The sequence below is a fragment of the Bifidobacterium platyrrhinorum genome, assembly GCF_010667645.1.
GTDB classification, from domain to species: domain Bacteria; phylum Actinomycetota; class Actinomycetes; order Actinomycetales; family Bifidobacteriaceae; genus Bifidobacterium; species Bifidobacterium platyrrhinorum.
The window spans coordinates 123,370-135,137 of the sequence record NZ_WHZV01000005.1; the positions used below are offsets into that span (position 1 = coordinate 123,370).

The 11,768-nt window shown below is 69.5% G+C and carries 7 protein-coding genes; all 7 read right to left on the reverse strand.

Annotated elements, in window-relative coordinates:
* Positions 1-64: 64 nt before the first annotated feature.
* Positions 65-2,998 carry an excinuclease ABC subunit UvrA gene (gene uvrA, locus GFD21_RS07085; RefSeq protein ID WP_163197315.1) on the reverse strand — a complete coding sequence of 978 codons (2,934 nt, stop codon included), beginning with the start codon at positions 2,996-2,998 and terminating at the stop codon, positions 65-67.
* Between the two features lie 193 nt (positions 2,999-3,191).
* Positions 3,192-6,665 (reverse strand): ATP-binding protein, encoded by a 3,474-nt coding sequence (locus GFD21_RS07090; RefSeq protein ID WP_163197274.1) that lies wholly within the window; start codon positions 6,663-6,665, stop codon positions 3,192-3,194.
* 2 nt (positions 6,666-6,667) lie between these two features.
* Positions 6,668-7,321: a DUF4194 domain-containing protein gene (locus GFD21_RS07095; RefSeq protein ID WP_163197275.1), complete on the reverse strand. Its 654-nt coding sequence runs from the start codon at positions 7,319-7,321 to the stop codon at positions 6,668-6,670.
* On the reverse strand, positions 7,318-8,829 hold the full coding sequence (locus tag GFD21_RS07100) for a DUF3375 family protein (protein WP_163197276.1): 1,512 nt from the start codon (positions 8,827-8,829) through the stop codon (positions 7,318-7,320). The genes GFD21_RS07095 and GFD21_RS07100 overlap by 4 nt, the downstream gene beginning before the upstream one ends.
* 59 nt (positions 8,830-8,888) lie before the next feature.
* Entirely contained in the window at positions 8,889-10,379 is a 1,491-nt protein-coding gene (locus GFD21_RS07105) for an ABC transporter ATP-binding protein (RefSeq protein WP_163197277.1), read from the reverse strand.
* A complete protein-coding gene (locus GFD21_RS07110; protein ID WP_163197278.1) occupies positions 10,376-11,086 on the reverse strand; it encodes an energy-coupling factor transporter transmembrane component T in 711 nt (236 codons plus the stop codon). The genes GFD21_RS07105 and GFD21_RS07110 overlap by 4 nt, the downstream gene beginning before the upstream one ends.
* Positions 11,086-11,733 carry an MptD family putative ECF transporter S component gene (locus GFD21_RS07115; protein ID WP_163197279.1) on the reverse strand — a complete coding sequence of 216 codons (648 nt, stop codon included), beginning with the start codon at positions 11,731-11,733 and terminating at the stop codon, positions 11,086-11,088. The genes GFD21_RS07110 and GFD21_RS07115 overlap by 1 nt, the downstream gene beginning before the upstream one ends.
* Between the last annotated feature and the right edge of the window lie 35 nt (positions 11,734-11,768).

The window sequence follows — 11,768 nt, forward strand, 5'->3', positions numbered from 1 at the left end:
GGAGTGTGTCGGGCGCCGCACGCCCCGGCCGGCCGCGGACACCGGACGAACCGGAAACGGCGGGCTACAGCATGTCCTTGAGGAAGCGGCCGGTCCAGGACGCCTCGCATTGCGCCACCTGTTCGGGCGTGCCCTGCGTGACGACGGTGCCGCCGCCGTCGCCGCCCTCGGGCCCCAGGTCGATGATCCAGTCGGCCGACTTGACCACGTCGAGGTTGTGCTCGATGACGATGACCGTGTTGCCCTTGTCGACGAGACCCTGCAGCACCTTGAGCAGCTTGTTCACGTCCTCGAAGTGCAGGCCGGTGGTCGGCTCGTCGAGGATGTACACGGTCCTGCCGTCGGAGCGGCGCTGCAGTTCGGTGGCGAGCTTGACGCGCTGCGATTCGCCGCCGGAGAGCGTGGGCGCGGGCTGGCCGAGGCGGATGTAGCCGAGGCCGACGTCCACGAGGGTCCTGAGGTACCGGGAGATGCCGGTGTACGCCTTGAAGAAGTCGGCGGCCTCCTCGATGGGCATGTCGAGGATGTCGGAGACGGTCTTGCCGTTGTACTTCACCTCGAGGGTCTCGCGGTTGTAGCGTTTGCCGTGGCAGGTCTCGCATTCCACGTACACGTCGGGCAGGAAGTTCATCTCGATCTTGAGCGTGCCGTCGCCGTGGCACGCCTCGCAGCGCCCGCCCTTCACGTTGAAGGAGAAGCGGCCGGGCCCGTAGCCTCGCACCTGCGCCTCCGGCGTCTTGGCGAACAGGGCGCGGATCTTGTCCCACACGCCCGTGTAGGTGGCGGGGTTGGAGCGCGGCGTGCGCCCGATCGGGTTCTGGTCGACGTGGATGACCTTCCTGACCTGGTCGAGGCCCTCGACGCGGCGGTGCTTGCCGGGCACGATGCGCGCGCCGTTGAGCTTGTCGGCGAGGACCGGGTAGAGGATCGTGTTGACGAGCGAGGATTTGCCGGATCCGGAGACGCCGGTGACGACGGTGAACACGCCGAGCGGGAAGCTCACGTCGATGTTCTTGAGGTTGTTCTCGCGAGCGCCGACGACCTTGAGCTGCACTGTCCTCCTCACCTTGCGGCGGTGTTCGGGCACGGCGATCTCGCGGCGGCGGGCGATGTAGTCGCCGGTGATCGAACGCTTCGCGTCGACGAGGTGCCTCGCCGGGCCGGAGTAGACGACCTCGCCGCCGTGCTCGCCGGCGCCGGGGCCGATGTCGACGAGCCAATCGGCCTCGCGGATCGTGTCCTCGTCGTGTTCGACGACGATGAGCGTGTTGCCGAGGTCGCGCAGATGGTGGAGCGTCTCGATGAGGCGGGCGTTGTCACGCTGGTGCAGGCCGATGGACGGCTCGTCGAGCACGTACATGACGCCGACGAGGCCGGAGCCGATCTGCGTGGCGAGTCGGATGCGCTGCGCCTCGCCGCCGGACAGGGTGGCGGCGGCCCGCGACAGGGTGAGGTAGTCGAGGCCGACGTCGTTGAGGAAGCCGAGCCGGGCCCTGATCTCCTTGAGCACCTCGCCGGCGATCATGGCGGCGGAGCCTTCGAGCCTGAGGCCGTTGACCCATTCGAGCGCGCGGGCGACGGGCATGTCGCACACGTCGAAGATGGACAGGCCCTCGACGGTGACGGCGAGCACCTCGGGCTTGAGCCTACGACCCTTGCACACCTGGCAGGGCACTTCGCGCATGTACGACTCGTAGTATTCCCTCATCGACTGCGAATCGGTCTCCTCGTGACGGCGCATGAGCGTGCGCACCACGCCTTCGAAGCCGGTGGAGTATTCGCGCAGGCGGCCCCAGCGGTTGCGGTAGGAGACGTCGACCTTGAACTCGTGGCCGTAGAGGATGTCGTGGCGCACGTCGGCGGGCAGGTCCTTCCACGGGGTGCGCATCGAGAAGCCCATCTCGCGTGCGAGGCCCTCGAGGATGTGGCCGTAGTACTGGGAGGTCATCTTCGTGTTGCTCCACGGTTCGATGACGCCTTCGGCCAGCGACTTGTCCGGGTCGGAGATGACGAGCTCCGGGTCGATCTCGAGTTTGAAGCCGAGGCCGGTGCAGGCGGGGCATGCGCCGTAGGGCGCGTTGAAGGAGAAGGTGCGCGGCTCGATCTCGTCGAGTTCGAGCACGTGCCCGTTCGGGCAGCTGCGGTGCTCGGAGAACGGTCGGCGGCGCGCCGGGCTTCCCTCCTCCTCGTCGACGAAGTCGATGACGATGGACCCGTTGGCGAGTTTCAGCGCGGTCTCGACCGAGTCGGTGAGGCGCTGGCGCATGCCGTCCTTGACGACGAGGCGGTCGACGACGACCTCGATGGTGTGCTTCTTCTGTTTGGCGAGCGTGATGTCGTCGGACAGCTGCCTCATCTCGCCGTCGATGAGCGCGCGGGCGTAGCCGTCGGAGCGCAGCAGTTCGAGCATGTCGACGAATTCGCCCTTGCGCCCCTTGACGACGGGGGCGAGGATCTGGAAGCGCGTGCGCTCGGGATAGCCCATGAGCGCGTCGACGATCTGCTGCGGGGTCTGCGAGGCGACGGGTTCGCCGCATTCGGGGCAGTGCGGCACGCCGGTGCGCGCGAACAGGAGCCTGAGATAGTCGTAGATCTCGGTGATGGTGCCGACGGTGGAGCGCGGGTTGCGGTTCGTGGTCTTCTGGTCGATGGACACGGCGGGGCTCAGGCCCTCGATGAAGTCGACGTCCGGCTTGTCCATCTGCCCGAGGAACTGGCGCGCGTACGCGGACAGTGATTCGACGTAGCGGCGCTGCCCTTCGGCGAACAGGGTGTCGAACGCGAGCGACGACTTGCCCGAGCCGGACAGGCCGGTGAACACGACCATGCGGTTGCGCGGGATGGCGAGGTCCACGTTCTTCAGGTTGTGCTCGCGCGCGCCCTGGATGGTGATCTTGAGGTCGTTGGGGATGTGCGAGATGTCGGCCACGAGCGAACCGTCGTGCTCGACGAGCGGCGCCTTGCGGATCTCGCGCGCGAGGAACGAGTCGCTGGTCATGACCTTCTCGACGACGACCCCGCCGTTCCTGCCGCCCGTCGTCTTCCGTTTCGTCGCCACGATCCCCGCCTTCCGTCGATGCGCCGCCGCGCCCGTCAAGTCCGCATCAAGGATACCCGATGGCGCGACGGAATTCGAACACCTGTTCGATGGCGTGTCCGCGGCCGTTCCGGGCCGCGAGGGCCCGCAACGGTCACGCCGGGACGCCGTCCCCGCCGTCCTCCCGCTCGAGCACGGCCTCGCGCAGCGAGGTGAGCCCCGTGTCGGGGTCCTTGTAGGTGACATAGGCCTTGGTGGAGACCTCGAGGATCTCGCCGGTCTTGCTTTCCGGCGCGGAGACGATCACCTGGAAGCCGAGGCGCGGCAGCACGGTGAGGGCGCGCTGCGTATAGCGCCCGTCGGCCTTGATGAGGGCCTCGTCGAGGAACAGCGTCGTATAGCTCGGCCTGAGGCGGTTCTCCATGCCGCCGCCGAGCAGGTAGATGAGCGCCGCTCCGTACACGAACGAGGTGAGCTCCTGCAGGGCGCCGCCGGAACGTCCGCCGGTGGAGGTGATGCGTTCGTCCGGCCCGTCCTCATGGTGCACGATCGCGTAGAAGGTGGACCGGCAGCGCGGGTCGAGGTCGCGAGCGCCGTAGCTTTTCACGCCGTTCGCGTCCCGCACCTGCGCGAGCTGGTCGCGCAGCAGCCCGATCATCGGGGCGCAGGAGACGAAGATCGAGCGCATCTCGTCCACGTCGTTCCTTCCGGAGGATTTCCAGCCGTCGAGCGACGCGATGGCGTGGGCGAGCCGGGAGGAGAAGACGCGGTCGGGGCGTCGCACGTCCGCGTGCAGGGACAGGCTGCCGTGCTTGGGACCGAACCGTTGTCCGTCGAGCATGGCGTTGATGCGGTCCAGCTGGTCGCGGATGTCGCCCGCGTCGGTGTCGATGGCGCGTTTGACGGTCAGCAGGCCCATGCGCAGCTGTTCGAGGCAGCGACGGTATTCGGAGCCCGTGACGCTCTGGGCGGTGAGTCGCGACAGTCCCTCCAGCTCGTCGAGGTAGTAGCGGTGGTCCTCCACCGTGGCGGTCAGCGCGTCGTCGTCCTGGTCGTACATGGCCTTGTACGAGCCCATCTTCGTCTCGACGACGCTTCTCGCCGCCTTCGTCCGCGCCTCCAGCCCCTCGATGCTGGCGGCCATGTCGGCGACGACGCCGTCGACGACGCGTTGCGGGAACGGCTTGCCGTCTGTGTGCGCGCCGGCGCCGATGATCATGTGGGCGCGCAGCGTCGCGTCCGTCAGGCCGGCGAACCGGCGCTCGTAGGCTTCGGCGAGCAGGGCGGAGGCACGGCCGTCGACCGGCGCGGCGTCCTCCCCGTCCGCCCGCCCGTCGCCGTACCCGGCCTCCAGCCATGCGCGGGCCGCGTCGACGGCGCGTCCCGCGTCGTCCGCCGCCTGGCGTTCGGCGAACCGGCGGCGCTCGTGCCGGTCGCGTTCCCGTTCCAGTTCCTCCCTGCGCCGGGCGAGCCCGGCGAGTTCGGGGTCGTCGCCGATGGATCCGATCGTCGATTCGATGTCATGGACCCTGTTTTCGGCGCCGTGGACGTCCACCTTCTCCCATGCGGCGTAGGCGAGCTGTTTGGACAGCTCGCATTCGCCGCGCAGGGCCTCCAGCCGGCGGCGGGCGTCGGCGTAGGCGTCGTCCGCATCGCGCAGACGCCCGCGCGCGTCCTCGGCCTGGGACGCGAGCATGGCGAGGTAGGTCCCGTTGACGTAGCCGATGATCTGCCTGCGGTCCCCGACGCCGTGCTGTCCGTGCCGTCCGCTTTTGATCTGGCCGTCGGCCTGCACCTGACGGTGCACGCGGTCGGCATCGTCGATGGCGGCGACGCAGAGGGCGTCGAGACGTTCGGAGCGGGTCTGCGCGCGCAGCCAGCCGGCGAACGGGGAGTCCTCGCGGTAGCGCAGTTTCGAGGACATCCATTCCCCGTCCGCGGCCGGCGTCCCGGCCGCCGCGGCGTCATCGTCGCCGCCGCGTGCGAGGTCGACGAACCGCCACGTGCGGCGGGCCATCGCGTGCGGGTCGATGGCGCTGACCTTGGCGGCGAATCCCCGTTCGTGACGGCTGTCGACGAGGATGGTCTGCGCGATCGGGGCGTAGACGACGTTCATGGCCTCCCGCCACTCCTCCTGGTCCTCGCGCACGTCCATCAGTTCGGCGACGTACGGCAGTTCGGCGGCGTCGAGCCCGGTGGCTCGGCACAGCATGGCGCGCGTCTCGTCCATCTGCTGGGTGATGCGGGTGCGCTGCGACTTCTGCCGCTCGTAGTCGCGTTCGAGCCGTTCCAGTTCGCCGCGGGCCTGCGAGCGGGCGGCGAACGCCTCGTCGCGCCGGTCGTCGAGTTCCGCCACGCGTTGCGGGTAGAGGCGTGTGAAATCCACGGCGGCGATCCTGCGGTCCGTCCACCCGTGTTCGTCGTCGGGCATGGTCTCGCCGATCGATGCGAACCCGGATGCGATGCGCTCGTGGTTCGCCTTCACGTCGTCAAGCGTCCGCCGGGCCTGTTCGAGTTCCGCTTCGAGGCGGGCGCGGTTGCCGCCGTCCAGCCCGTTCATCTGGTCCCGGATGGCGTCGATGCGGACGGTCAGGTCCTCGGAGGCGCGCCGGGCGGACTGGGCGGCCGCCTGGTGTTCGCGGCGCTCATGCTCGTCGAGGGGCATCCGACCGGCGACTTCGGCGCGCATGCGCGCCTGCGTCCATCGACGGATCGTCGCCGCGCCCGCCGGACGGGAGGGGTCGACCTCCTTGAACGCGAGGACGTCGCGGTGCGCGTCCTCGTAGGCGCCGTAGGCGTCGCGGATGTCGGCGAGCGCCTTCACGCGCTTCGCCTTCTCCTCCATCTCGCCGAAGTTGGCCTCGTAGCGTTCGTAGTCCTCGACGGCGCCGCGGGCGAGCTCCAGGGCCTCGGGCACGCCGAGCACGCCCTGCTTGAAGATGTCGTCGAGCCGCGATGGGGCGTCGGCGGATTGGATCCTGTGCAGCAGGCGGCAGGCCTCTTCGCTCAGCCCCATCATGCCCCAGATGTGTTCGTGGAACGCGTCGGCGTTGGTGAAGGTGTCGCAGCCCGGGTAGGCGGCCTTGAGCTGTGTGGGTGTGAACGGGTGTTCGCGGTGCGCGTCCATGGCCCGCGGGTCGATGGGTTCGCCCCATGCCACGTATTGGCGTTTCACGTCGCCGCGGCCGTCCCCGGCCATGAGGTAGAGGAATTTGCCGCAGGAGAGCACCTGCCCGCTGGTCATGTTCCGGTAGGTGTCCACGATGGCGCCCCATACGGGCTGAGGCGCGCCGTCGGCGTCGCGGCCCCGCAGGTAGATGGGTTCCTCCCCGCCGGCGTCGCCGCCCACGCCGACCATGCCGCGCAGGTAGGTGTAGTCGTTGCGTTCGGACCGTCCGGAGTTCGACGCCTTGTTGAACGGCGTGCCGGTCGGGTACAGCAGCGAGATCTGCGCGTCCACGAGCGTGGATTTGCCGGATTCGCTGGCGCCGGCGAGCAGGGTCACGGGCAGGTCCGGGTCGGTGGAGGGGCGGAATTCGTGGTAGCCCTGATATGAGCCCCAGTTGACGAGGCGGCGGCTTTCCATCATCCACCGGTCGGCGATCATCTGCGGTTCCCTGAATGCCATGGTCACTCCTCCCCGTCCTCGTCCGCGGCGTCGTCGGCTGCCACGCCGAGCCATGCGTCCGCCAGCGACCGGTCGAGCACGGCGGGCACGAGCGGCGTGATGCGGTACATGCCCTCTTCGTCGCCGGCCGCCAGATACCCGTAGGTGGTCATCGTGTTGACGAGCGTGGTCACCTGCCTGAGCACGCCCTCCTCGTCGTTGCGCGAGGCGAGGTATCCCGCGCCGGTGGCGAGCGCGGCGCGCATTTCGTCGAAGCCCACGATCCATCGGTCCGGTTCCACGCGCATGTTCTCGTATTCGAGCACGCGGATGCGCAGGAACGCGAGCAAGGACGCCTCCTCGCGTCTGAGGCTGGTGCGCGTCTTGAGCGAACGCAGGGCGACGTCCGGCCCGGTGACGGGGGTCGCGTACATGATGCGGTGGCGTTCGTCGTAGACGAGTTCGAGCATGTCGTTGTTGAGCGATCGGATGACCGCGTCGCGGTTGTCGTTGACGAGGTCGACCAGTTCGCCTTCGATGTACCGTTCCCTTTTGAGCGCGATGGCGGCCATGCGGGCGTCGGCCGTCATGTCCCCGAGGTCGCCTTCGAACAGGGCGTGGGGGTTGGCGTCCGTCCCGTCCGCCCGGGGGTTTTCGCCGATGGTGTCGTCGGTCATGGTCTTCCTTCCTCCATGATGTCGTCCAGTTCGTCCGGGGAGGCCGTCAACGGCCGTGTGCGCCAGTCGCGCGTTTCGCCGCCGGCCGTCGTGCAATGCCAGACGACGCCGCCGGGCCGTTGCGAGCCGATCGCGCCGAGGAAGCCGACGAGCTCGCTTTCGCGCCGTTCCGCCGCGGGCAGCCGGTTGAAGCTGGCCGCGATGTCGACCGCGCCCGCGACCGTCACCGGATCGCGTCGGATGAGCTCGATCATGCGGCGCAGCCGCGGGCCCCCGTTGTCGACCAGGGCCTTGAGGTCGACGCGCGGCCCGTCGGCGCCGCCGGCGTCCAGCCCGGGCGGTGATGTGCGGACCATCGACCGTGCCGGGCGTGTGGGCAGCGGGGAGAGCCTGACGCCGGCGACGTCCGTGCCGTAGGGTCTTCCATCCCCGCCCGGATGGGCCTTCGCGTCCGCGTTGACGGCCGCGTACAGCCGGTTGAGCCGCGTGAGCATGGACCGGTAGCGGGTGTCCGTCCGCTGGCGCACGAGACGTCCGATCTCCTCGTTGGAGACGCGCATCTGGGCGCGTACCGCCTCGATGCCGTCGTAGATGTGCGCGAGCTCGTCCCTCACCTGCCCGAGCAGCGCGGCGGACTCGCCGGCGAGGTATGGCGTCCTTGCGATGTCGCGCAGCGCCTCGTCGATCTGCTGGCGGCCTTCGTCGGTGATGATCACCTGGAAGGCGTCCTCGAAGCGCCGCCCCATGTCGGAGTCGCCGAAGCTCGCGCGGTATTCGGCGTCGTAGGCGCCCAGTATCTCGTCGACGCTCATGTCGCCGGCCTGCATGCGCCGGCGGAGCGCGTCGCCGTTGTCGCGTTCGGCGAGCACGAGTTCGCGCAGGTCGACGGGCACGCCGCGCAGCGTGTTGTGGATGACGGCGATGACGTCGCCCACCTGCGAGTCGGTGAGCCGTTCGTCGCGCCGGCCCTGTTGGATGCGTTTGATCTCGTGCCTGCGTTCCTTGATCTCGCGGTTGAGCAGGCGCACGCGTTCGCCCGGGTCGGCGGTCAGCCGCATGCGCGCGTGCTCGATCTCCATGATGATGCTGTTGGCCTGCGCGCCGGACAGGGACCGCGACTCGTCCTCGAGCCGTCCCAAAGCCTCGATGGCCCGGTGGGCGCGGGCGGTCAGGCGGTAGAGGAAGCGGTGGGACGCGGCGTCGTGCGAGTTGGCGAGCCACGCATAGTCCCCCTCCCCCTCGCGGGTCAGATCGACGAGCACGCGATGCGCCGCCTCGGCGAACGTGAGGTCGGGATCCGGCGTGTAATCCCCGCAGTCGGCGAGCGAGGAAAGCCCCTGGGCGAACCGTTCCTCCAGGGTCTCGCGCGGCAGTTCGCCGGTCAACGGGTCGAACGCCGCCTTGAGCAGCGCCACGTACATGCGCGAGTTGCGGCGCAGCAGCAGTCTGAGCACGCCGGTCTCGTAGACCGGCCGCAGCCGTTCCATCTCCCGTCGCGCATCGCCCATGGCGCACCTCCCGTCCGCGTCTCACCTAGAAGCTAACACACGCCCGCGCGGGCGGCGTGTCAGGAGGACATGCCGATGACGCGGTCGCACCATCCTGCGGCGAGCTCCTCGTCATGGGTGACGACGAGGACCGCCGCGCCGCGCCGCGCGAGGTCGCGCAGCAACGCGCCCACCCGTTCCATGCGCGGGCGGTCCAGTCCGCTGGTCGGTTCGTCGAGCACGATGAGCCCCTTGCCGCACATGAGCGCGGAGCCGATCGCCACGCGCTGCTTCTGGCCGCCGGACAGGCTCATCGGATGCCGGTCGGCCACGTCGGCGAGGTCCAGGTCGTCCAGCAGCCGTTCCCGTCGGGCGGCGAGATCGCCGTCGGACGGGTCCATGCCGAGGGAGAGCTCCCCGCGCACGCTGTCGGCGAACAGCTGCTGGTTGACGTCCTGCATGACAAGGAACCCGACGCGCATGAGCCCGCGGGCGCGGGCCGGCGCGCCGTCCAGCAGGATGCGCCCCGAAAGCGGGCGGGACAGCCCGGTGAGCGTGCGCACCAGGGTGGTCTTGCCGGCGCCGTTGCGTCCCATCAGCCCGACGATCTCGCCGCGGCGCAACGCCATGTCGGGTATGGCGCGGCGGAACGCGTCGCGTCGCTCCCCACGGCCGCGCCGCCGAAGGGGCGACGCCCGCCGGCTCCGTCCGCCGTACCCGACGACGAGGCCTTCGGTGCGCAGCAACGCGCCGTCGTCGGCGCCGCCGACAGCCGGCGCGGAGGCCTTCAGCCTCGCGACGCGGCTCCTGGCCGGCCCCAGGTCGGTGGCGCGCAGGCCCAGATCCGCCACCCGTCCGGCGGGCATGGCGAGGAACTCCCCCGCATCCCATTCGCGCGTGATCCGGCCGCGTTCGCACAGCACGTACCGGTCGGCCACCCCGTTCAGCCAGGCGAGGCGATGCTCGGCGATGAGCACGGCGACGCCCTCGGCCTTGAGCCGGATCACGGCACGCCGCATGTCGTCGACCGCGGCCGCGTCGAGGTTGCCGGTGGGCTCGTCCATCACGACGAGACGCGGGCCGAGGACCGTCGCCGCGGCGACGGCGATGCGCTGCCGCTGCCCGCCGGACAGACGGAACGCGTCACGGTCCAGCAGACCGGTCACGTCGAACCGGCGCGCCACATCCGCCACGCGCCGCCCGATCTCGTCGGCGGGCATCCCCATGTTCTCGCAGGGGAAGGCCAGCTCGTCGGTCGTGTTCGCGTTGAAATACTGGGTCTTCGGATTCTGGAACACGCTGCCCGCCAGCGGCGTGAGACGGTCGACCGGGCCGCGGGCCGCGTCGACCCCGCAGGTCACGGCGCTTCCGTCGAGGTCGCCGTGGAAGAACGCGGGCGCAAGCCCGTTGACGACGCGCGTCAGCGTGGTCTTGCCGCACCCGCTCGCACCGCACAGGACCACGCATTCGCCGGCGCGCACCCCCAACGAGACGTCATGCAGCGCGGCACCGGCGGCGTTCGCGTAACGGAAGGAGACGCCATGCACACGTACGGGATCGACGACGCTCATCCGATCACCCCCGCGGTGTCCAACGCCAACGGCGCGGCGCACGCCAGCATGAACAGCCAGTCGACGGCACGCATGCGGATCGTCGTGCGCGAGGTGTGCACGCCGGAACGGCCCAGACCCTTTGTCAACGCGGCCACCGACAGGTCCTGCGCCACGAACGCCGCGTTCATGAGCAACGGCACCAGCACATGTTCCAGCATGCGCATCGGATGCCGCAGCGCCGCGAAACGGCCGGACACGAGCCCACGCAACGCCATCGTCTCCCGGATGCGCCGGTAATCCCCGGCGATGGTCGGAAAGAAACGGATGACCACCACGCACGGCACCACCACGGACTCCGGCACGCGCATGCGCCGCATCGCGCACACGAACGCGCTCGCCGTCGTGGTCGAGACCGCGTACGCGCCCGTGATGAGGCACGGCAGCATCATGCCCAGTCCCACGGCGAGCGCCGGGATCACATGCAGCCATGGTGCGCCGAGGGATTCGGGGTCGAGCATGGCGGCGACGGCCAGAACGGTGTACAAGGCGGCGAAACGTGTCGCCATGCGGCGGCGCCCCGCGGCGACGAGGGGCAGGAGGAACAATGCGGTCATGATCGCCTGGGTCGCGGCTCCCGCATGGAGGAAGAGCATGAGATTGGCAAGCAGCAGCAGGACCAGCTTCGTGCGCGGGTCGAGGGCCGCGGCGCCGGGGGTTCCCGGCATCAGGCGAGTCCGGCCTTGGCGAGGTGCTTCCTCATCAGCCGCATGCCGAACAGGCCTCCGACGGCCGCGCACACCAGGATCGCCGTCATCGACGCGGCGAACGTGCCCATGTTGATGTTGGCGAACACGCCGTCGATGTAGGCCGCGTCCTTGCCGCGCGCCTCGAGGCTCGCCACGTAGGCGTCGCGCATGAACCACAACGGCAGGATGGGACCGGTCAGGCCGTAGGAGAACACCACGTAGGAGACGAGCAGCGGCGCCTTGCCGCGGTAGGCGCCGGCGCGCGCGATCAGATCGGCGGCGACGGGGAACACCACGCTCGCCGCGAACGAGAGGATGAAATGGCCGGAGACGAACAGGAACAGGCCGATCACCATCCCCATCACCGTGATGCCGCCGAACCGTCCCACCCGGGCGACCGACAGCATGTAGACGGGTCCGGAGATCAACGCCGCGATCGCCGGAAGGAAGATGGAGCCGAACCCGCCGGTGAACAACGTGCTGACCAGCGTGGCCACGCATACCATCACGAAGTAGAGGGCGGAGAACACGCCGATGGAGATCAGTTCGGGCACCTGCAGCCGCGTCCCGCGGGAGGCGACGGGCGGGTTCTCGGGAGTGGTCCTGGGTGCGGTGCTGTCGCTCAATGGGTCTCCGTTTCATGCGGGGGCGTGACGGCGGC